Below are 21,098 nucleotides of genomic sequence, written 5' to 3'. Positions count from 1 at the left end.
AAAATATAATTGGATGGAAGATATAAGGAAAAATGACGGAAGGGAAAAAAACTCTTTATTAAATGAAAAAATTCGTGTATGATAGGTTGTGATAAAGTTTACGTTATACCAGAAGGGAGAGAACCAAATGGGTATTCTGATTCGAGGCGGACGTGTTGTGGATGCGGCTGCTCAGATTGATAAAATTGCGGATGTTTATCTGGACGACGGCGTAATCCAAAAAGTGGGAGAGAAGCTGGAAGCAAAGGATAAAGATGACAAGATTATAGACGCTAAGGGACTGGTAGTAATGCCAGGCCTTGTGGATCTTCACGTACATTTTCGTGATCCTGGACAGACGGAGAAGGAAGACATTGAAACCGGTTCCCATGCAGCTGCAAGAGGCGGTGTGACTACTGTAGTGGCGATGCCGAACACCACACCGGTTATTGACAGCCCTGACCGTGCAAATTATGTGAAAAATAAAGCTGCGCAGGTTTCCGCTATTCATGTGCTCCAGGCAGGAGCCATGACAAAGGGAGAACTTGGGGAGGAGCTTTCTGATATTGCAGGCATGGCAGCAGCGGGAGTACCTGTTCTTTCCGAAGATGGCAAATCTGTTATGAAAGCAAGCCTTTGCAAGCAGGCGATGGAAGAAGCCGTGAAAGCCGGACTTCCTATTTTTGATCACTGTGAGGATATGTCTCTTCGTGGAAACGGCTGCATGAATGAGGATGAGAACGCCAAACGCCTTGGGCTTCCAGGAATCTGCAATTCCACAGAAGATACTATTGCAGCAAGAGATTCTTTGCTTGCCATTGAGACAGGCGCTAAGCTGCACCTTTGCCACTGTTCTACAAAAGGTGTTGCAATTATGATGAAAATGTTAAAGGCAGAAGGTATTGAGAATGTAACAGCAGAAGTTTGCCCCCATCATTTTATACTCACATCTGATGATATTGAAAGAGATGATCCAAACTATAAAATGAATCCGCCTCTCCGTACCAGGAAAGATGTGGAGGCGCTGATTGAAGGTCTGAAGGAGGGCTACATTCAGGTAATCAGTACGGATCATGCCCCACACACCCAGAAAGACAAAACCGGTTCCATGAGAACCGCAGCTTTCGGAATTGTGGGAATCGAGACCAGCTTTGCACTTAGTTACACCGCTCTTGTAGAGACTGGAATCCTCACTCTTTCCCAGCTTGTAGAGAAGATGAGTTACAATCCGGCTCAGATTCTGAACCTGCCATGTGGAACCTTACAGAAAGGACATCCGGCAGATGTGATAATCGCGGACATTAAGAATCCATATACCATTCACAAAGCAGACTTTGTTTCCAAAGGCAAAAACACCCCATTTGAGGGCAAAGAGGTGAAAGGAAAGATTCTATACACTATTTGCGATGGTAAGATTGCGTACAAGGATTCTGCTGCTAAATAAGAAAAAAATGAAATTTCCAGGAAAACATATTAAGGAGGAAACACCCATGATCAACAAACTTATTGCCAATATCAAGAAAACAGGAGCCCCTATTGTAGTAGGCCTTGACCCAATGCTGAATTATATTCCGAAGCAGATCCAGGAAGCTGCATTCAAGGAATTCGGAGAGACGCTGGAAGGTGCTGCAGAAGCAATCTGGCAGTACAATAAAGGAATTGTGGATGCCACATATGATCTGATTCCTGCTGTGAAGCCGCAGATCGCTATGTATGAACAGTTTGGAATTCCGGGACTTATGGCTTACAAGCGTACTGTAGATTATTGCAAGGAAAAAGACCTTGTAGTAATTGGAGATATTAAACGTGGTGATATCGGTTCCACATCTGCAGCTTATGCCGTCGGACATCTTGGAAAGGTTCAGGTAGGAAGCAAGACTTATGTTCCATTTAATGAGGATTTTGCAACTGTAAACCCATATCTTGGAACAGACGGAGTGAAGCCTTTCATGGATGTTTGTAAAGAAGAGAAAAAAGGAATTTTTGTTCTGGTTAAGACCTCCAATCCGTCCAGCGGTGAGTTCCAGGACAGAATAATTGAAAAACGTCCTCTCTATGAGTGGGTAGGCGAGAAAGTTGCCAAATGGGGAGATGAGCTTATGGGAGACGGTTACAGCTATGTAGGCGCAGTTGCAGGTGCTACCTATCCGGAAATGGGAAAAGTATTAAGAAAACTTATGCCAAAAACCTTTATTCTGGTACCAGGATATGGCGCACAGGGTGGTAAGGGTGCAGATCTTGTACATTTCTTTAACAAAGATGGCCTTGGTGCTATCGTAAACTCCTCCAGAGGAATTATTGCAGCTTACAAGCAGGAGAAATACGCAAAGTTTGGTGAAGCGAACTATGCAGATGCTTCCCGTCAGGCAGTGAAAGACATGATTCTTGATATCAGCACTGCACTTGAGAACCGCTAGGAGGAAGAAAATGGGTACAAAGGTAAAAGAAACCTGTACAGTCCTCAGCCAGGAATGTATTGGAAAAGACATTTACAGCATGTGGATTCAGACAAAGACCATTGCAGGGAATGCGAAGCCTGGACAGTTCGTTTCCGTTTATACACAGGATGGAAGCAAACTGCTGCCACGTCCTATCAGTCTTTGTGAGATTGATAAAGAAAAAGGTGCACTTCGCCTTGTCTATCGTGTAACAGGTCCGAAAACAGGTACAGAAAGCTTTTCCAGACTGCATGCAGGTGCACAGCTTGAACTTCTTGGACCTCTTGGAAATGGATTTCCGCTGGAAGAGGCTGCTGGCAGGAAGGTATTCCTTATGGGCGGAGGAATCGGTGTTCCGCCTATGCTGGAGACCATGAAGCAGCTGGATGCTAAGAAGATTGCAGTTCTTGGCTATCGTGATGAGCTGTTTTTAAATGAGGAATTTGAAAAAAATGGTGAGGTATACATTGCAACAGAAGACGGCTCTGCCGGAACCAAAGGAAATGTAATGGATGCGATCCGGGAGAATGACCTGGAAGCAGACGTGATTTTTGCCTGTGGTCCTAAGCCTATGCTTCGCGCCATCAAGGCCTATGCACTGGAGAAGGGAATCTCCTGCTGGGTTTCCATGGAAGAGCACATGGCTTGTGGAATCGGTGCCTGCCTTGGCTGTGTATGCCAGTCCACAGAAACGGATGCCCATTCTCATGTACACAATAAGCGCGTATGTAAAGACGGCCCGGTGTTCAGAAGTACGGAGGTGGAGTTATGAGCAAAATGAGCGTAAATCTTGCAGGAGTGACTCTGAAAAATCCAGTAATGACTGCATCTGGAACATTTGGTTCCGGTGCGGAATACAGTGAATTTGTAGACCTGAATAATCTTGGTGCAGTCGTGACAAAAGGCGTGGCAAATGTGCCGTGGCCTGGAAATCCTACGCCCCGTGTGGCAGAGACCACAGGAGGAATGCTGAATGCTATCGGTCTTCAGAATCCCGGAATCGATGTTTTCTGTGAGAGAGATATTCCATTTCTGAAGAAATTCGATACGAAGATCATTGTAAATGTATGCGGAAAGACCACAGAGGACTACTGTGAGGTTGTGGAACGTCTTGGAAATGAGCCAGTAGATATGCTGGAGATCAATGTATCCTGCCCGAATGTAAAGGAAGGCGGCATTGCCTTTGGACAGAATCCCAAGGCTCTGGAGGCCATTACAAGAGAAGTAAAAAAATATGCCAGACAGCCGGTGATTATGAAGCTGAGTCCTAATGTAACAGATATTACAGAGATGGCAAGGGCAGCAGAAGCAGGCGGTGCAGATGTGGTTTCCCTTATTAACACCATTACCGGAATGAAGATTGATATTAACCGCAGAACGTTTGCACTGGCAAATAAAACAGGCGGTATGTCCGGTCCGGCTGTGAAGCCTGTGGCAGTGCGTATGGTTTATCAGGTGGCAAATGCAGTGAAGATCCCAATCATCGGAATGGGTGGAATTGCAAGTGCTGAAGATGCCCTGGAATTTATTATGGCGGGCGCCACCGCAGTATCTGTAGGAACTGCAAATTTCATCAATCCATACACTACTCAGGAGGTTGTGGATGGTATGGCTGCATTCCTTGAGAGACAGAAAGTGGAAGATATTAATGAGCTGATTGGATGTGTGAAATAGGTTACTGTTCACTGGTGACATTCCGCGAAGCGTGTTACTGTGAACGGAGTGAACAGTAACACTGAAATAGGTTTTACTTCGCGGTTTAAAAGAGATTTTGACCATGCCCATATTTTGTGCTACTATAAAGAGAGCGCGAAGGTTACATTACTGATTACGGAGTGAACAATAATGTAACCGGGTTTTACTTTGAAACCGGCGTATGCAAGAGCTTTTTCAAATATGATTTAAGAAAGACCAATAACAGATACAGCCCATATACGAGGAGGATAAAAATGGAACAGTATAAACAGGAATTTATTGAGTTTATGATTGATTGCAATGTATTGAAATTTGGAGATTTCGTAACCAAATCCGGAAGAAAAACTCCGTTTTTTGTAAACACAGGATTTTATCGTACAGGAGCTCAGTTAAGAAAATTAGGACAGTATTATGCAAAAGCAATTGAGAGCAAATTTGGTCTGGATTTTGATGTGCTTTTTGGACCTGCATACAAGGGAATTCCGCTGACTGTTGCAGCGACAATGGCAATCAGCGAGGAGTATGGCAAGGATATCCGCTATTGCTCCAATCGTAAAGAGGTAAAGGATCATGGGGATAAGGGAATTCTTCTTGGAAGCCCGATTGAGGACGGAGATAAGGTTGTGATCATCGAGGACGTTACGACAGCCGGAACTTCTATTCAGGAGACGCTGCCGATCATCAAAGCTCAGGGTGACGTTTCCCCAATCGGTCTTGTGGTTTCTGTAGACCGTATGGAGCGCGGACAGGGTACCAAGAGCGCTTTAAAGGAGATTGAGGAAAAATATGGTCTTAAGACAACTGCTATTGTAACTATGGCAGAGGTGGTAGAGCATCTTTACAACAAAGAGTATAAAGGGAAAGTCATCATTGATGACACATTAAAAGCTGCTATTGATGCATACTATGAGCAGTACGGCGCAGAATAAGAAAATTCTATGCAGCATTAAAAATTCTGAAAGTGTGCTGCGGCAACTGGCGGCATAATGATAAAAGGAGGAAATGCTGATGAGTGAAAAGCTTTATAAAATCGTATCTGGCGTGGGTGCCGGAAGTATTGCACTTGGGATCATCACACTGGTGACGGGTGTGTCCACTGGTATTCTCATGATCGTGAACGGTGCCAGACTTCTGAAGGGCAAATCCGATATGATGATTTAAGGGGATTTTTTTTGAAAAAGGAAACGAAGACTTTAATTCGCCGTATGGGAATCCTGCTGTTCGTCATCTATATAATCTTTCTTGTCTACTTTCTGTTCTTTTCAGAGGAATATGGAAGGGCGGCAGAGGCGCAACGGGTATACAGGTATAATCTGATTCCCTTTGTGGAAATCAGAAGGTTCTGGATATACCGGGAGCAGCTTGGCACATTTGCAGTATTTTCCAACATATTCGGAAATGTGATAGGCTTCCTGCCTTTCGGGTTTATCCTTCCTGTTATTTTCCGAAGAATGAACAGCGGTTTTCTCATCTGTGTATCAGGATTTATATTAAGTCTGACTGTGGAAGTGATCCAGCTGGTCACGAAGGTTGGCTGTTTTGATGTGGATGATATGATTTTGAACACCCTGGGGGCAACCTTGGGGTATGTTCTTTTTTTCGTCTGTAATCATATTGTTACTGTTCACTGGTAACATTCCGCGAGGTGTTTTTTGTGAACAAAGTTCACAGAAAACCCGAGAGTTGCGGCGCGAAATTATGCAAAGCATGATTTCTGTGCATCGCGAAGCGTGTTACTGTGAACGAAGTGAACAGTAACATCATATTCGAAGGAAAGTCCTGGATAGCAGCCATGAATGAGCCATGCTTACCTAAGCGGATTTATGGATATTGTATGGCAGCAGCTGACTTTCATATTTTGACATGCCTGCGTGGGCAGACATGTCCATTTAGGAGAAAGTTCCATTATGGCAAGAAGATATAGATATTCATTTACAAAGAAAAAAGAAGCGAAAAAAGGGAAGCTGTCTGCCGGTCTGGCGGCAGCGTCCTTTTTGTTGTTTATAACGGCTGTTGTCATGGCGTATCTTTTGGATGACAGCTTTGGGTTTCTGGTAGGAGGAGTGGGCTTATTTGCCACCCTTCTTTCCGTATACGGATTTATTATGGGACTGCTCAGCTTTTCTGAAGAGGGCAGAAGCCATAAAACCAGCATTATCGGTTCAATCAGCAATGGATTGTTTCTGATTGTGTGGATCGGAGTATACCTGACTGGATTGTAGAGCACGGCGTATGTATTGCGGAAATACGTTTGAAAGCAATAATAATTGATCAGACAGGGGAAAGGGGAATATATATGGATGAACGTTTAAAAAAGCAATTAGACTTTATTCTGGAAGCAGATAAAGTGAAAAATATTATGCGTCAGACCTATCTGGCGGATGGAAAACGCAAGGAAAACGATGCAGAACATTCCTGGCACCTGGCACTTATGGCAGTACTTTTGAAAGAATATGCACCAGAGGAAGTTGATCTTTCCAAAGTCATTCCTATGGTACTGATTCACGATCTGGTAGAGATTGATGCCGGAGATACCTATGCTTATGACGCTGTTGGGGGAGCTACCCAGCATACAAGAGAAGAAGCTGCTGCACAGCGCATTTACGGCCTTCTTCCAGAAGACCAGGGAAAATGGCTTTATGATCTTTGGGAAGAGTTCGAAGCTTATGAAACACCAGAGGCCAAATATGCGCACATGCTGGACAACAGTCAGCCACTTTTTCTGAACAATGCTACAGATGGAATCAGCTGGGTAGAGCATGGCGTGAAGAAAAGTCAGATTTACACACGAAACCGCCGTACTGGTGAGGGAGCACCAAAAATCTGGGAATATATGCAGGAATTGATTGACCAGCATGTAGAAAAAGGACATGTGATCGACGATATGTCCTAAAAAGAATAAGAAGTGTGCTGATCGCGGAAAAAAATTATTCAAACAGGCGCTGTCGGTGCCGTGACGGATAGCTTTGTATAAAAATGAAAAGTGAGGGAAACGTGTGGACGAATTACTGATGGAACGTTATGCTCTTGCAAAAGAAAGAGTATGTGAGATCAAAGAGGAGAAAGCAGTACAGATGCCATATCTGGACTTTTTCCAGAAAACAGCTGCTTTTCTTGAAAAAAATGTGGAAATTATGGATGGCGTTGTATTTTTGGGAGAAGCCAGGGAACCAAGGAAACTTGCAGATGCGGCTGATTTATCTATAGATGAATGGAAAGAACTGAATCGTGATCTGTATGCAGATATCCTTCCGGAAAATTATAGAAACAGCTACGGAAATCCGGTTTATGCCTGTGAAAAGCTTGGGGAATACGGAAAAGACTTTTCTTTCCTGTATGCAGAGCTGCGTGGTATTGTGGTCTATGCCTTTGAAAAGAGGCTGTGGGACATAACTGTGCTTCTGGAGCTGTTTCTGGAAGTTTATGGCGCTTTTGCTCAGGAAGAGGTTCCTACAGAGGAAGAATTGAGGGGGATTTTAAATTCCTATGCAAATGATTACTGCCAGGATATGATAGAGTACCGCACTAGAGAGTGCGTGGACCCGGAGCTGGATTTTGCGGCAAAAATTATTATGAATTCTGATTTTTCAGACCTTCGTTACCTGTATCTGTTTGGAGAATGCATTACAGAGAATGAACTTGGAGTGGCTGCATTTCTTAACGGTCTTTCCCAGGAAGAAATCGATTCCTGCGCAAGAACCTATACAGAGGGCTACCGTTTGGGATTTGTAAATGGACACAAAGACCTGAGCAAAAAGAAAACAGTCAATATCCGCTACAACCTTGGTTTTGAACGTATGGTAAAAGCGGCAATTCTTCAGTTTGAGGAGATGGGGCTGAAGCCAGTTATATATCGCTATCCGACCCATGCGGTAAACAGGCGTGGCTCTTATAGAATTGGCTATACAGGCGCTGTTGCAAACCCGCAGTTTGACTATGATCATCGACAGGACGGGGCACTTTTTTTGGATCAGGATTTTGTGCAGAAGCGCCTTCGTGCCCTGCAGACTTCCTATGAGAAATATAAGGAGCTGGCGTATGTTCACGCTGGTCCAGCCTGCATTGAGGTATTTGGGGAAGCTCCGTTTTCACCGGTGAGTGTAAAAGAGGCATGGCAGTTCAGTGATGTCCAGCAGAAGCTGGAAATTGAGATGCAAAATGAAGCTGGACAGATTACAAACCGCTACATAAAAGGTGATGAGAGAAGCTTTACCATTATTGCATATCCGGTCCCTGAGATCGGCGGTGATTATGAGGAGATTTTCCGCCAGATCGTGAAAATCAACACCCTGGATTACCAGCTTTATCAGAAAATCCAGCAGACCCTTATTGATACTCTGGATACTGCAGAATGGGTATCTGTAAAGGGAAAAGGAGCAAATGAAACAGATCTCAGGATACATCTGCACACTCTTACCGACCCGGCGAAGCAGTCCAATTTCGAGAACTGTGTAGCGGATGTAAATATTCCCGTTGGTGAAGTGTTTACTTCCCCGGTTCTTTCCGGAACAGACGGTCTTCTTCATGTAAGCCAGGTATATCTGGAAGGCCTTCAGTTTCGTGATCTGAAGCTTGAATTTAAAGATGGAAAAATTGCATCCTATTCCTGCGGAAATTTTGAAAATGAAGAAGAGAATAAAAAATATATTGAGGATAATATCCTGTTCCATCATCCAACACTTCCAATGGGTGAATTTGCAATCGGAACGAATACTACGGCTTATGTAGCTGCGAAGAAATACAACATTGCAGATAAGCTGCCTATTCTGATCGCAGAAAAAATGGGACCTCATTTTGCAGTAGGTGATACCTGTTACAGCTGGTCTGAGGATACTGCCGTGTACAATCCGGATGGAAAAGAGATCATTGCAAGAGATAATGAAATCTCCATTTTGAGAAAAGAAGATATAAGCAAGGCGTACTTTGGCTGTCATACAGATATTACCATTCCTTATGATGAATTGGGAAGCATCTGTGTTCCTGGAAAGAATGGGGAGAAAATTTCGATTATTGAGGATGGCAGATTTGTGCTGGCCGGAACGGAAGAATTGAATAAACCTTTTGAGGAATAAAGGAAAGTTTAAAATCTAACAGCAAAATTAATTAGCCCTATAAAATTTTTCTTTGCCTCAATCGTATTGACAGAAAATGTTATTCTTAGTAGAATTTACGCGAATGGTAGTTCTAAATATAACTAAAAGAGGAGAATATTATGCCAAAAGTAGGAATTGTAATGGGCAGTGATTCAGATATGCCGGTAATGAGCAAGGCAGCAGACATTCTGGAGAAACTTGGGATTGATTACGAAATGCGTATCATCTCCGCACACAGAGAGCCGGACGTGTTCTTTGATTATGCGAAGACAGCTGAGGAAAAAGGATTTAAGGTCATCATTGCAGGTGCCGGTATGGCAGCACATTTACCAGGAATGTGCGCAGCGATTTTCCCGATGCCGGTTATCGGAATTCCTATGCACACTACATCACTTGGGGGAAGAGATTCCCTGTATTCCATTGTACAGATGCCATCCGGCATTCCGGTAGCAACTGTTGCAATTAACGGAGGGGCAAATGCTGGTCTTCTTGCAGCGAAGATTCTTGCAACATCCGATCCGGAGCTTCTTGCACGTCTGAAAGCCTACAGCCAGGAGCTGAAAGAGCAGGTCGAAGCCAAGGATGCGAAATTACAGGAAGTGGGACATAAGGCTTATACAAAATAGAATTATACAGCAGGGGCAGAATAACCTTTTCTGCTGATGCAGGTGAAGAATCCTGCGAGGCAGGATCTTTCTATGAAAACCATAATAAACACCATAATAGAAACCATAAAATTCTGGGAGGAAAAAGGCATGGATTACAAGAACGCGGGCGTTGATATTGAGGCAGGATACAAATCAGTAGAATTAATGAAACAGCATATTGCAAAGACTATGAGACCAGAGGTACTTGGAGGAATCGGCGGATTCTCAGGTGCTTTTTCCATGAACAGCTTCAAGGATATGGAAGAGCCTACACTGGTTTCCGGAACTGACGGAGTTGGAACCAAGCTGAAACTGGCATTTATTATGGATAAACATGACACTGTTGGAATCGACTGTGTGGCAATGTGTGTAAACGATATTGCATGTGCAGGCGGAGAACCTCTTTTCTTCCTGGACTACATTGCCTGTGGAAAGAACTATCCAGAGAAGATTGCTGAGATCGTAAAAGGTGTTGCAGAAGGCTGCAGCCAGTCAAGCGCAGCCCTCATCGGCGGCGAAACTGCTGAGATGCCAGGATTTTATCCGGTAGACGAGTATGACCTGGCTGGATTTGCAGTTGGCGTTGTTGATAAAAAAGACCTGATTAGAGGAGAGAATTTAAATACCGGAGATGTGCTGATCGGAATGGCATCCTCAGGCGTACACAGCAATGGTTTTTCTCTTGTCCGCAAAGTGTTTGAGATGACAAAAGAGTCTCTGGACACATATTATGATGAACTTGGAACTACCCTTGGTGAGGCCTTGATCGCACCAACCAAGATTTATGTAAAAGCTCTTAAGAGCATTAAAGATGCAGGGGTTAAGATCCACGCATGCAGCCATATCACAGGCGGTGGTTTCTATGAGAATGTACCTCGTATGCTGAAAGAGGGCACAAGAGCCGTGATTGAGAAAGACAGTTATCCGGTGCTTCCGATCTTTAAGCTTCTTGCAAAGACTGGAGACATTGAAGAAAAGATGATGTACAACACCTACAACATGGGACTTGGTATGGTTCTGGCAGTTGATCCGGCTGATGTAGATAAGACTATGGAAGCAATCAAGGCAGCAGGTGAGACACCGTACGTAGTAGGACGTATTGAAGCAGGAGAAAAGGGAGTGACATTATGCTAAAGGTTGCTGTCCTGGTATCAGGAGGCGGTACCAATCTCCAGGCAATCCTGGATGCCATTGATTCCGGCAGGATCACCAATGCGGAAGTTTCCCTTGTGATCAGCAATAATCCAAATGCTTACGCACTGGAAAGAGCGAAGAACCATGGTATAGAGGCTGTCTGTATTTCTCCTAAAGAATTTGAAAAACGTGAAGAATTTCATAAGGCACTGTTAAAGAAATTGCAGGAAAGCGGTGCAGAACTGATTGTTCTTGCTGGCTATCTGGTTGCAATTCCACCTATGATCGTGGAGGCATTTCCAAATAAGATTATCAACATCCACCCATCCCTGATCCCATCCTTTTGCGGTGTAGGATACTATGGACTTCATGTTCATGAAGCTGCCTTAAAAAGAGGAGTGAAGGTAACAGGTGCTACTGTTCATTTCGTGGATACAGGTACAGATACCGGCCCTATTATTTTGCAGAAAGCAGTAAAAATCGAGCCGGATGATACCCCCCAGTCTCTTCAGAGAAGTGTAATGGAAAAGGCAGAGTGGAAGATCCTTCCGAAAGCAATTAATCTTATTGCCAATGGAAAGATTTCGGTAGAAGATCATATTGTGACTATCAGCGATTAAGGAGGAGATTATGAAGGTACTGATCGTAGGAAGCGGCGGAAGAGAGCATGCAATCGCATGGAGTGTATCCAGAAGCCCTAATGCAGATAAGATTTACTGTGCACCGGGAAATGCAGGAATTGCAGAGTATGCAGAGTGCGTGAACATTGGTGCTATGGAATTTGAAAAACTTGCTGATTTTGCTCAGGAAAATCAGATAGACCTTACCATCATCGGTATGGATGATCCGTTGGTAGGCGGTATAGTAGACGAGTTTGAATCCCGTGGTTTACGGGTATTCGGACCTCGTAAAAATGCAGCAATCCTGGAAGGCTCCAAGGCATTTTCCAAGGATCTGATGAAGAAATACAACATTCCAACGGCCGCATACGAGAATTTTGATGACCCGGAAAAGGCACTGGTTTATCTTCGCACCGAAGCAAAATTCCCTATCGTCCTCAAAGCAGACGGACTTGCTCTTGGAAAAGGTGTTCTGATCTGTCAGAATCTTCAGGAAGCAGAAGCTGGTGTGAAAGAGATCATGGAAGATAAGAAGTTTGGAAGCGCCGGAAATACCATGGTTATTGAGGAATTTATGACTGGTCGTGAAGTTTCCGTTCTTTCTTTTGTAGATGGAAAAACAATTAAAACCATGACCTCCGCACAGGATCATAAGCGTGCAAAGGACGGTGACCAGGGCTTAAATACAGGCGGAATGGGAACCTTTTCTCCCAGTCCTTTCTACACAAAAGAGGTGGATGAGTTCTGTAAGAAATATGTATATCAGCCAACTGTGGATGCAATGGCCGCTGAGGGAAGAGAATTTAAAGGAATCATTTTCTTTGGTCTGATGCTGACAGCAGATGGTCCGAAGGTACTGGAATACAATGCCCGTTTCGGAGATCCGGAAGCACAGGTTGTTCTTCCGCGTATGAAGAACGACATTGTAGAAGTTATGGAAGCCTGCATTGATGGAACTCTGGATCAGATCGATCTTCAGTTTGAGGACAATGCCGCTGTTTGTGTAGTTCTCGCAAGTGACGGATATCCGGTGAAATATGAGAAAGAAATCCCGATGTATGGATTTGAGAATTTCAAGGATAAAGAGGGATATTACTGTTTCCATGCCGGAACCAAGTTTAAGGATGGACAGATCGTTACAAATGGTGGACGTGTTGTAGGAATCACAGCCACAGGCAGCAATCTGAAAGAGGCCAGAAAAAATGCCTATGCGGCAACAGAGTGGATCACTTTCGCAAATAAATATATGCGCCATGATATTGGAAAAGCAATTGACGAAGCATAATTAAGTGGTATAAAATAGGCAGGAGACAAGAGTGTTTCCTGTCTGTTTTTGGTTATAGAAGTCCTGACAGGATGAAAATACAAAAGTCAGAGAATTCTGTATTGCAGAATTTGTTTAGCAAAAGCATTAGGAGGAACCATTATGTACAATGTGAAGAAAGTAAACGAAGATTTATACTGGATCGGTGCAAGTGACAGAAGACTTGCCCTTTTTGAAAATATTTACCCGATTCCAAGAGGAGTTTCCTACAACTCTTATGTGATCCTGGATGAGCAGACCGTGCTTCTGGATACAGTTGACAAGTCTGTAAGCGGACAGTTTTTTGAAAATCTGGAGCATGTTCTTGGAAACAGACCTTTGGATTATATGATCGTAAACCATATGGAACCAGATCATTGTGCAATTGTGGAAGAGGTGGTAAGAAGATTCCCGGAAGTGAAGGTTGTGGGAAATGCCAAGACCTTTAACATGATGAAACAGTTCTTTACCTTTGACGTGGACGCCCATGCAGTTGTGATCAAAGAGGGAGATACCATCAGTACAGGTAAACATACCCTTGCGTTTGCCATGATCCCCATGGTTCACTGGCCGGAGGCAATGGTTACATACGATGCATATGACAAAGTGCTTTTCAGCGCAGATGCTTTTGGTACTTTTGGGGCGCTGAATGGAAATGTGTTTGCAGATGAAGTAAACTTTAAAGAAGAGTGGCTGGATGACGCCAGAAGATATCTAGTAAATATTGTTGGAAAATACGGCGGACCGGTTCAGAGTGCCCTGAAAAAGGCCCTTACACTTGATATCGCCATGATCTGCCCACTTCATGGTCCTATCTGGAGAGAGGATCTTGGATGGTTTATTGACAAGTATCAGAAATGGAGCACTTATACCCCTGAAGACCATAATGTTGTGGTTATGTATGCCTCCATTTATGGAAATACTGAGAATGCAGCTGATGTTCTGGCAGGCAGACTGGCAGATGCAGGGGAGAAGAATGTGAAGGTTTATGATGTTTCTGTAACAGATCCTTCCTATCTGGTAGCGGAAGCATTCCGCTGTGACAGAATCGTATTTGCCTGCCCGACTTATAATGCAGGACTTTTCCCGAAGATGGAAACCCTGCTTCATGAACTTGCTGCCCACAATCTGCAGAAGAGAAAAGTGGCAGTTCTGGAAAACGGTACCTGGGCTTCTACTGCAGGTAAGCAGATGAAGGAGATCCTTTCTGGTATGAAAGATATGGAAATCTATGAAGAGACGGTAACGGTAAAGTCTGCCCTGAAAGAAGACCAGCTGGCACAGCTTGATAAGATTGTAGAATTTATGACAAAATAAGAGGAAGTTTGTCGGATCAGTGGATGCCAGGAACGCGGTAAAATTGCATAAAAACACTGACGGTTAGACTTTACTTTTTTGCAATTTTGTTATAAAATAAAACCTATATTAGGTTTTTGTCGATATGTTTTGAAATCTGCCAGACAGGACAAGGTTCATAGAATTTTCGTATACGACAGCAGGAAACCAGGACTGAGAGGATAATGACATGGGAATCACTGAACAGGAAGCAATTAAGGAATTACAGACAAGAGACGAAATCTTTGTAGCGTATTCACAGGCTACGAAGCTTCCATATGTAATTTGCGATCAGGAGAGCTTTAATGATCAGGTGTGGGTATTTGCCACAGAAGAAGAGATTAAAGCATTTGGCAAGAAGAAATTAGAGGATAAGATTCTTCTTATGGGAATGAAATATGAGAAGAAAGACTACCCAAGATTCTACGGCACACTTTATGCAATCGGTGTAAACAGTGTAGTATGGGTTGATGGAGAGAATCAGATTGAGGTTGAGCTTACCAGAATTGCCAGACAGGCAGACTTTAGCCAGCTTGAGCCGAAGAAGCAGCCACTTTTTAATTCCACTCTTCAGCTTTCGGGTATCTATTTTATGCAGGAACTCCGTCGCCCGATTAAGAAAGAGGAGCGCACTGTGAACCTTCGTGAAATGGAAGAAGAGCTGATCGTGAATCTTAAGAAATCCGAATTCCTGGTAGCTATGGCTACTGATCCGGAAGACCCGACCAAGGTTAACATTCCATATCTTAAGAACAAACAGGGTGATATTCTTCAGCCGGCTTTTACAGATGTTATGGAATTTGATAAATTTGCAAGAGGCAAGAAGCTTCGGGCAGCCAAGGTTCCATTTGCCAAACTGCCAGGTCTTATCATTAACCAGGCGAAGGCATTTGTGATCAACCCGATGGGATTCAATCTGATCCTTGACAGAGTACAGCTTGGAAAGATTCTGGGTGTTGAGATCCCTCCAGCTGCAGCACCGGCTGAGAATGCGCCTGCTGAGGCAGCAGCTCAGGAGACTAAGGCATCAAAGGGTGAAGTAAAGGCAGAAGAAGCACCGGCAGCTGAGACACCGGTTCAGTAGGAATAGGGAGCGCTGCCAGCTTTGCAGATGGCTTATATTTAGACAAAGTGTTTATTACGAAAGACAGGAAGAGACCGGGGCAGTATGACTCCGGTCCCTTTGTTTTTGTAATATTCACTATTTTTTACAGGGAGGGATAAAATGGTAATAGAGATAGATTTCCAGAGTGACGAGGCACTTTATACCCAGCTGATGAATCAGATCATTATGGGAATTGCCACATCCCGGCTGCAGGAAGGAGATCCCCTTCCATCTGTCAGACAGCTTGCGGATACCATTGGAATTAATATGCATACAGTAAACAAGGCCTATTCCTTGTTACGCCAGGAAGGATTTGTCTCCATTGACAGAAGAAAAGGCGCGGTAATCTGCCTGGATGTGGATAAATTAAGGGCTATGGAGGAACTGAAGCAGAATTTGCGTGTTGCGCTGGCAAGAGGCTGCTGCAATAATGTGACCAGGGAAGAAGTGCATAGTCTTATAGATGAGATTTTGGATGAATATGAGAAATAAAAGCGAGATTGTTCGAGAAATCAACTTGTTTGTACACTAGCGTAAGGAGGAACAATTGATCAATGCGAAATAAATTTACGAAACAGGCTCAGACAGCCCTGACACTGGCAAAGGCAGCAGCCATTGACTTTGAACTGGGCTATATTGGTACAGAACATCTTTTGCTGGGACTTTTAAGTGAGACAGAAGGCGCTGCCGGAAGAGTCCTGGAGGAATTTCAGGTAGATGGCAAGAAGCTGGTGGAACTGATCGACAAGCTGGTGACTCCGGCAGAAGTGGGAAATGTAACTGAGATTGAAATGAAGCCGGTATACAGTCCGAGAACAGAGAAGGTTCTGGAAAGTGCTGTGGCAGAGGCACAGAATTCTGGCTGTGAGAAGGCCGGAACGGAGCATTTGCTCCTTGCCATGCTCCGCGAGACGGACTGTGTTGGAACCAGGCTTTTATATACGATGGGAGTGAATATCCAGAAGCTTTATGCAGCAGTCCTTGGAGCCATGGGCTATGACAATGAGTCTATTCAGGAAGAGTTCCAGGCTGCCAAGGCCATGCAAAATCCCGGAGGCAGCCCGACACCGGCACTTGACCAGTACAGCCGTGATCTGACCCAGATGGCAGCAGAGGGCAAACTGGATCCTGTTGTGGGAAGGGAAAAGGAAATCAGCAGACTGATCCAGATCTTAAGCCGTAGAACCAAGAACAATCCATGTCTGGTAGGCGAACCCGGGGTAGGCAAGACTGCTATTGCAGAGGGGCTTGCCCAGAGGATTCTTGCAGGTAGTGTTCCGGAGACGATTAAAGACAAGCGTCTGGTAGTGCTGGATCTGTCTGGAATGGTGGCTGGAAGCAAGTACAGAGGTGAATTTGAAGAGCGTATCCGTAAGGTCGTGGATGAAGTACGTGAGAATCAGGGGATTCTTCTGTTCATTGACGAGCTTCATACAATTATTGGAGCTGGCGGTGCGGAAGGCGCCCTTGACGCTTCCAATATTCTGAAGCCATCTCTTTCCCGTGGAGAATTGCAGATCATAGGTGCGACCACTCTGGAAGAGTACCGCAAATATATAGAGAAGGATGCCGCTCTGGAGCGACGCTTTCAGCCGGTCACCGTGGAAGAGCCTTCTGAAGAGGAGGCTTACGAGATCCTGAAAGGACTTCGCCCATACTATGAAAGACATCATAAAGTTGAAATATTAGATGAAGCCTTGGAAGCAGCAGTTAAAATGTCAGTACGTTATATTAACGACAGATTCCTTCCGGATAAAGCAATCGACCTGATTGATGAAGCCGCATCTAAGGTACAGCTTTCCGGATATCAGGCTTCTTCCGAGATTGAGGATTTAAGCCGTGAGATTCAGGAAATCCTTCAGGAGAAAGAGCGTGCCATCAAAACTGGTTATTTAAGTCTTGCCAAAGAATGCCAGGAGAAACAGAAGGAAGCAGAAGCCAGACTTGAGCAGCTTCAAGTAAAAGAAGAAAAGAAGAATCAGAGAAAATCCGGAAAAGTGGACGAAAAAGCTGTAGCTTCCATTGTATCCGACTGGACCAAAATTCCGGTACAAAGACTGACGGAAGGAGAGACCAGACGTCTTGCTCAATTGGAAAAGGAACTTCACAAACGTGTGATTGGTCAGGAGGAAGCAGTGCATGCTGTTTCTCAGGCTGTAAAACGTGGCCGTGTGGGATTGAAGGATCCGAACCGTCCAATCGGTTCTTTCCTGTTTCTTGGACCTACAGGCGTTGGGAAAACAGAACTTTCCAAGGCGTTGGCTCAGGCTGTGTTTGGCAGTGAACAGGCTATGATTCGTGTGGATATGTCTGAATATATGGAGAAACACAGTGTTTCCAAGCTGATCGGTTCTCCGCCAGGCTATGTGGGATATGATGAGGGCGGACAGCTCAGCGAAAAAGTACGCAGAAATCCATATAGTGTCATTCTTTTTGATGAAATCGAGAAAGCACATCCGGATGTGTTTAACATTTTGCTTCAGGTGCTGGATGACGGCCATATTACAGATGCCCACGGAAGAAAAGTGGATTTTAAACAGACGATCATTATCATGACTTCCAATGCGGGCGCCCAGGCAATCGTAGAACCGAAGCAGCTTGGGTTTATTTCCCAGAAAGATGAGAAAAAGGATTATGAAAAAATGAAATCCGGCGTTATGGAAGAAGTGCGTCGTCTTTTCAAACCGGAATTCCTGAATCGAATTGACGAGATTATGGTATTCCACACCCTGAATAAGGAGGAAATCCGTAAGATTGTACTCCTGCTCCTGAAATCACTGGAAAAACGTTGTGAGGAACAGATGGATATTCATCTGAATGTGACGAATTCTGCAGTAGATTATATTGCAGAAGCCGGATTTGATGCTAAATACGGTGCAAGACCTCTTCGCCGGGCCATTCAGTCCAAGATAGAAGACCGGCTGGCAAATGAGCTCCTGGAGGGCAAGATCAAGCGGGGAGACATCGTGCAGGTACAGTATAGAAATAAAGAAATTCGTTTTATTGTGAAGTAAGATCAGGTTTGAAAAGTAACCAGTAATCTTCTAAAATTACTATAAATTTTATGTAAGGTACTGGCAAAGAAAAAAGTTTTATTATATAATATGTACAACATCGGGGAACCGGTGAAAAGGATCTGGCGAGGAGAAATCCGCTGGAGAACATAACGAAAGAGTCTTAGGGAGGACAAGCATCATGGCAGTAGTAAAGGAACTGATCCGTACAGAGGAAAATGGTACCATCAGCTTTGGAGATTATGAGAAAAACCAGAAATCAAAGGTTTCAGACTATCCCCATCAGGGAGATATGTATAAAGTAAAAACATTCAAGGAGATCACCAAGCTGGAACGCAATGGTATGTTTGTATATGAGTCCGTACCAGGTACCGCTGTGTTTGATCTTGCGCAGGACGGAAGTCAGATGAGTTTTCGTGTAGAAGGACCGGAGGATGCACAGATCACAGTTGAACTTGAGGCAGAAGCTCAGTATGAAGTATATCTTGACGGAGCAAGCACAGGCAAAATGGAGACCAACCTTGGCGGAAAGCTTTCTTTCAGCGTAGAACTTGGAAATGGCTCAGCTGTTGATGTAAAAATTGTAAAATGTTAAAAAACAAAAAAATGGTATATTTTTGCCAGGAGTGCGGTTACGAATCCTCGAAATGGATGGGACAGTGCCCTGGCTGTAAGGCTTGGAATTCTTTTGTGGAAGAACCTGTATCCACAGGGAAAAAGGCATCAGGAGGCGGTAAGTCCGTATCCAGGCAGCAGTCTGAACCGGTGATTCTGAAGGAGATCAGTCTGAAAGAAGATGAACGTCAGACAACGAAAATAGGTGAACTTGACAGAGTACTCGGGGGCGGCATTGTCCCCGGGTCTTTGGTTCTTGTGGGGGGAGATCCGGGTATCGGAAAATCCACCCTTCTTTTACAGGTGTGCCGGAATCTGGCTGAGAATGGAAATTCTGTTCTCTATATTTCCGGTGAGGAGTCTTTGCGTCAGATCAAACTTCGTGCTAACCGTATCGGTACTTTCAACGAAAACCTTCAGCTTTTATGTGAGACCAATCTGGATACTGTACGAGAAGTAATGGAACGAAAGAAACCAGATGTAGCTATTGTGGACTCTATTCAGACTATGTTTGATGAGGAGATTGGTTCTGCACCGGGGAGTGTTTCTCAGGTAAGAGAGTCTACGAATGTACTGATGCAGATTGCAAAAGGTCTTGGAATAACGATTTTCATTGTTGGTCATGTGACCAAGGAGGGCAATGTGGCAGGTCCGAGAGTGCTGGAACATATGGTTGACACAGTGCTTTATTTTGAGGGAGACAGACATGCTTCCTATCGGATCCTGCGTGCGGTGAAGAATCGATTTGGTTCTACCAATGAAATTGGCGTTTTTGAAATGCAGGGAACTGGTCTTGAAGAGGTTTCCAACCCTTCGGAGTATCTTTTAGAGGGACGCCCTGAGAACGCGTCAGGGTGTGTTGTGGCATGTTCTATGGAGGGGACACGCCCGATCCTTGTGGAAATTCAGGCATTGGTTTGTGAGAGTAATTTTGGTATTCCAAGAAGGACTGCTGTGGGAACGGATTTTAACAGGGTCAATCTTCTCATGGCTGTATTGGAGAAGAAAGTTGGGCTTCATCTTGCTTCTTCTGACGCCTATGTAAATATTGCCGGAGGGATGAAGATGACAGAACCGGCTATTGATCTTGGAATCTGTCTGGCAATTGCATCCAGCATGAAAGATATTGTAATTCCAGATAAATTGATGGCTTTTGGTGAAATTGGACTTAGTGGAGAAGTACGTGCTGTAAGTATGGCAGGGCAGAGAGTGCAGGAGGCGAAAAAGCTGGGATTTGACACCGTGATCCTGCCTGAGGTATGCAGAAATTCAGTGGAAAAAGCAGATGGGGTTAATCTGGTCTATGTGAGACAGATTCAGGAGGCCATCCGGTATATTATGAGCAAATAGGTTTTATGTTTACGTTTGTGAAAATAGATAGAGAAATAATACTTGAAAAAGTAAGCAATGATAACCTGTACAAAAAATATGGATTTTTTTGTAAAAAGTGCTTGACGATTCCTTACGATAGTGGTATAGTAAACAAGCTGTCGCAAGGAATTGCTTCTGAAATACTGAAAAATAAAATAGTTTTCAGAAAATTTAAATTAACTGTTGACAAATGACTGAACTTATGATAAAGTAATCAAGTTGCTTGAACAGAACGACAGAAACGAACAACTTTAGACAGGATCTTGAAAATCTGAAAAACTTTTGAAAAAAGTGCTTGACAAGATTTGAAAGATATGATAAAGTAAGCAAGCTGTCGCAAAGAGATGACAGCGAAACAACCTTGATAACTAAACAGTGAAACACATACGATTCTCGAAAATTTCTTTATACAATTCATTTTCGAATGAAACTTTTAAAACAGTAATGACGAGAGATAACTAAGCTAGTTGGTTGTCTTGAGTGAATCAAACACTTCTTAAGCCTTCGGCTTAATCAGTGTGAGTCGCAATTAAGTTGCTGCAAGCAGCGCTGAATTGCTAACACATTTTATCAGAGAGTTTGATCCTGGCTCAGGATGAACGCTGGCGGCGTGCTTAACACATGCAAGTCGAACGGGAAACATTTCATTGAGGCTTCGGCGGATTTGATCTGTTTCTAGTGGCGGACGGGTGAGTAACGCGTGGGTAACCTGCCTTATACTGGGGGATAACAGCCAGAAATGACTGCTA

The 21,098-nt window shown here is 44.0% G+C and carries 20 protein-coding genes and 1 rRNA gene; all 21 read left to right on the top strand.

Annotation, left to right across the window (positions count from 1 at the left end; genetic code table 11):
• Positions 1-127: 127 nt before the first annotated feature.
• Complete coding sequence (locus tag I2D69_RS05590) at positions 128-1,423, top strand: dihydroorotase (protein ID WP_195379531.1); 1,296 nt, start codon at positions 128-130, stop codon at positions 1,421-1,423.
• Positions 1,424-1,469: 46 nt separating this feature from the next.
• Positions 1,470-2,396, top strand: coding sequence for an orotidine-5'-phosphate decarboxylase (gene pyrF, locus I2D69_RS05585; protein WP_195379530.1), 927 nt, complete (start codon positions 1,470-1,472; stop codon positions 2,394-2,396).
• A 10-nt stretch (positions 2,397-2,406) separates the two neighbouring features.
• Complete coding sequence (locus I2D69_RS05580; protein ID WP_195379529.1) at positions 2,407-3,189, top strand: dihydroorotate dehydrogenase electron transfer subunit; 783 nt, start codon at positions 2,407-2,409, stop codon at positions 3,187-3,189.
• A complete protein-coding gene (locus tag I2D69_RS05575; RefSeq protein WP_118579040.1) occupies positions 3,186-4,091 on the top strand; it encodes a dihydroorotate dehydrogenase in 906 nt (301 codons plus the stop codon). The genes I2D69_RS05580 and I2D69_RS05575 overlap by 4 nt, the downstream gene beginning before the upstream one ends.
• Positions 4,092-4,366: 275 nt before the next feature.
• Entirely contained in the window at positions 4,367-5,041 is a 675-nt protein-coding gene (pyrE, locus tag I2D69_RS05570; RefSeq protein WP_118579037.1) for an orotate phosphoribosyltransferase, read from the top strand.
• 79 nt (positions 5,042-5,120) lie between these two features.
• Positions 5,121-5,273 carry a hypothetical protein gene (locus I2D69_RS05565; RefSeq protein WP_173717277.1) on the top strand — a complete coding sequence of 51 codons (153 nt, stop codon included), beginning with the start codon at positions 5,121-5,123 and terminating at the stop codon, positions 5,271-5,273.
• A gap of 11 nt (positions 5,274-5,284) precedes the next feature.
• On the top strand, positions 5,285-5,746 hold the full coding sequence (locus tag I2D69_RS05560) for a VanZ family protein (RefSeq protein WP_226855197.1): 462 nt from the start codon (positions 5,285-5,287) through the stop codon (positions 5,744-5,746).
• A 273-nt stretch (positions 5,747-6,019) separates the two neighbouring features.
• Positions 6,020-6,334 carry a DUF6142 family protein gene (locus tag I2D69_RS05555; RefSeq protein ID WP_195379528.1) on the top strand — a complete coding sequence of 105 codons (315 nt, stop codon included), beginning with the start codon at positions 6,020-6,022 and terminating at the stop codon, positions 6,332-6,334.
• 74 nt (positions 6,335-6,408) lie between these two features.
• Entirely contained in the window at positions 6,409-7,005 is a 597-nt protein-coding gene (locus I2D69_RS05550; protein WP_195379527.1) for an HD domain-containing protein, read from the top strand.
• Positions 7,006-7,123: 118 nt separating this feature from the next.
• Positions 7,124-9,184, top strand: coding sequence for an aminopeptidase (locus I2D69_RS05545; protein ID WP_195379548.1), 2,061 nt, complete (start codon positions 7,124-7,126; stop codon positions 9,182-9,184).
• Between the two features lie 140 nt (positions 9,185-9,324).
• On the top strand, positions 9,325-9,831 hold the full coding sequence (purE, locus tag I2D69_RS05540) for a 5-(carboxyamino)imidazole ribonucleotide mutase (RefSeq protein WP_118579028.1): 507 nt from the start codon (positions 9,325-9,327) through the stop codon (positions 9,829-9,831).
• A 129-nt stretch (positions 9,832-9,960) separates the two neighbouring features.
• Positions 9,961-10,986 (top strand): phosphoribosylformylglycinamidine cyclo-ligase, encoded by a 1,026-nt coding sequence (gene purM / locus I2D69_RS05535; protein ID WP_195379526.1) that lies wholly within the window; start codon positions 9,961-9,963, stop codon positions 10,984-10,986.
• Positions 10,980-11,606 carry a phosphoribosylglycinamide formyltransferase gene (purN, locus tag I2D69_RS05530; protein ID WP_195379525.1) on the top strand — a complete coding sequence of 209 codons (627 nt, stop codon included), beginning with the start codon at positions 10,980-10,982 and terminating at the stop codon, positions 11,604-11,606. Before purM ends, purN begins: the two co-directional genes overlap by 7 nt.
• A gap of 10 nt (positions 11,607-11,616) precedes the next feature.
• Complete coding sequence (gene purD / locus I2D69_RS05525) at positions 11,617-12,891, top strand: phosphoribosylamine--glycine ligase (RefSeq protein WP_195379524.1); 1,275 nt, start codon at positions 11,617-11,619, stop codon at positions 12,889-12,891.
• A 141-nt stretch (positions 12,892-13,032) separates the two neighbouring features.
• A complete protein-coding gene (locus tag I2D69_RS05520) occupies positions 13,033-14,226 on the top strand; it encodes an FprA family A-type flavoprotein (protein ID WP_173717279.1) in 1,194 nt (397 codons plus the stop codon).
• Positions 14,227-14,434: 208 nt separating this feature from the next.
• Positions 14,435-15,328: an SseB family protein gene (locus I2D69_RS05515; RefSeq protein WP_195379523.1), complete on the top strand. Its 894-nt coding sequence runs from the start codon at positions 14,435-14,437 to the stop codon at positions 15,326-15,328.
• Positions 15,329-15,469: 141 nt separating this feature from the next.
• Complete coding sequence (locus tag I2D69_RS05510) at positions 15,470-15,841, top strand: GntR family transcriptional regulator (RefSeq protein ID WP_118579020.1); 372 nt, start codon at positions 15,470-15,472, stop codon at positions 15,839-15,841.
• A 62-nt stretch (positions 15,842-15,903) separates the two neighbouring features.
• On the top strand, positions 15,904-18,363 hold the full coding sequence (locus I2D69_RS05505; protein WP_195379522.1) for an ATP-dependent Clp protease ATP-binding subunit: 2,460 nt from the start codon (positions 15,904-15,906) through the stop codon (positions 18,361-18,363).
• A 181-nt stretch (positions 18,364-18,544) separates the two neighbouring features.
• On the top strand, positions 18,545-18,958 hold the full coding sequence (locus I2D69_RS05500) for an endosialidase (protein ID WP_148462737.1): 414 nt from the start codon (positions 18,545-18,547) through the stop codon (positions 18,956-18,958).
• The gene (gene radA, locus I2D69_RS05495) at positions 18,952-20,328 is read left to right on the top strand and encodes a DNA repair protein RadA (RefSeq protein ID WP_173717283.1); all 1,377 of its coding nucleotides are present in this window, start codon (positions 18,952-18,954) and stop codon (positions 20,326-20,328) included. Before I2D69_RS05500 ends, radA begins: the two co-directional genes overlap by 7 nt.
• 588 nt (positions 20,329-20,916) lie before the next feature.
• Positions 20,917-21,098 (top strand): 16S ribosomal RNA (locus I2D69_RS05490); the annotation flags it as partial.

Origin of the sequence: Ruminococcus sp. D54t1_190329_F1, assembly GCF_015551645.1 — a bacterium.
Lineage (GTDB): Bacteria > Bacillota > Clostridia > Lachnospirales > Lachnospiraceae > Blautia_A > Blautia_A faecis.
Note: the sequence above shows the minus strand (reverse complement) of the source record. Positions and strands in the feature narration are given on the sequence as shown.

What these genes read in the sequence shown, in the direction of transcription:
- I2D69_RS05575 (WP_118579040.1), top strand. Translation starts at nt 3,186, where the DNA reads ATGAGCAAAATGAGCGTAAATCTTGCAGGAGTGACTCTGAAAAATCCA.
- purM (WP_195379526.1), top strand. Translation starts at nt 9,961, where the DNA reads ATGGATTACAAGAACGCGGGCGTTGATATTGAGGCAGGATACAAATCA.
- I2D69_RS05555 (WP_195379528.1), top strand. Translation starts at nt 6,020, where the DNA reads ATGGCAAGAAGATATAGATATTCATTTACAAAGAAAAAAGAAGCGAAA.
- I2D69_RS05550 (WP_195379527.1), top strand. Translation starts at nt 6,409, where the DNA reads ATGGATGAACGTTTAAAAAAGCAATTAGACTTTATTCTGGAAGCAGAT.
- purN (WP_195379525.1), top strand. Translation starts at nt 10,980, where the DNA reads ATGCTAAAGGTTGCTGTCCTGGTATCAGGAGGCGGTACCAATCTCCAG.
- I2D69_RS05520 (WP_173717279.1), top strand. Translation starts at nt 13,033, where the DNA reads ATGTACAATGTGAAGAAAGTAAACGAAGATTTATACTGGATCGGTGCA.
- I2D69_RS05500 (WP_148462737.1), top strand. Translation starts at nt 18,545, where the DNA reads ATGGCAGTAGTAAAGGAACTGATCCGTACAGAGGAAAATGGTACCATC.
- purD (WP_195379524.1), top strand. Translation starts at nt 11,617, where the DNA reads ATGAAGGTACTGATCGTAGGAAGCGGCGGAAGAGAGCATGCAATCGCA.
- I2D69_RS05545 (WP_195379548.1), top strand. Translation starts at nt 7,124, where the DNA reads ATGGAACGTTATGCTCTTGCAAAAGAAAGAGTATGTGAGATCAAAGAG.
- pyrF (WP_195379530.1), top strand. Translation starts at nt 1,470, where the DNA reads ATGATCAACAAACTTATTGCCAATATCAAGAAAACAGGAGCCCCTATT.
- radA (WP_173717283.1), top strand. Translation starts at nt 18,952, where the DNA reads ATGTTAAAAAACAAAAAAATGGTATATTTTTGCCAGGAGTGCGGTTAC.
- I2D69_RS05590 (WP_195379531.1), top strand. Translation starts at nt 128, where the DNA reads ATGGGTATTCTGATTCGAGGCGGACGTGTTGTGGATGCGGCTGCTCAG.
- I2D69_RS05505 (WP_195379522.1), top strand. Translation starts at nt 15,904, where the DNA reads ATGCGAAATAAATTTACGAAACAGGCTCAGACAGCCCTGACACTGGCA.
- I2D69_RS05580 (WP_195379529.1), top strand. Translation starts at nt 2,407, where the DNA reads ATGGGTACAAAGGTAAAAGAAACCTGTACAGTCCTCAGCCAGGAATGT.
- I2D69_RS05515 (WP_195379523.1), top strand. Translation starts at nt 14,435, where the DNA reads ATGGGAATCACTGAACAGGAAGCAATTAAGGAATTACAGACAAGAGAC.
- I2D69_RS05510 (WP_118579020.1), top strand. Translation starts at nt 15,470, where the DNA reads ATGGTAATAGAGATAGATTTCCAGAGTGACGAGGCACTTTATACCCAG.
- purE (WP_118579028.1), top strand. Translation starts at nt 9,325, where the DNA reads ATGCCAAAAGTAGGAATTGTAATGGGCAGTGATTCAGATATGCCGGTA.
- I2D69_RS05565 (WP_173717277.1), top strand. Translation starts at nt 5,121, where the DNA reads ATGAGTGAAAAGCTTTATAAAATCGTATCTGGCGTGGGTGCCGGAAGT.
- pyrE (WP_118579037.1), top strand. Translation starts at nt 4,367, where the DNA reads ATGGAACAGTATAAACAGGAATTTATTGAGTTTATGATTGATTGCAAT.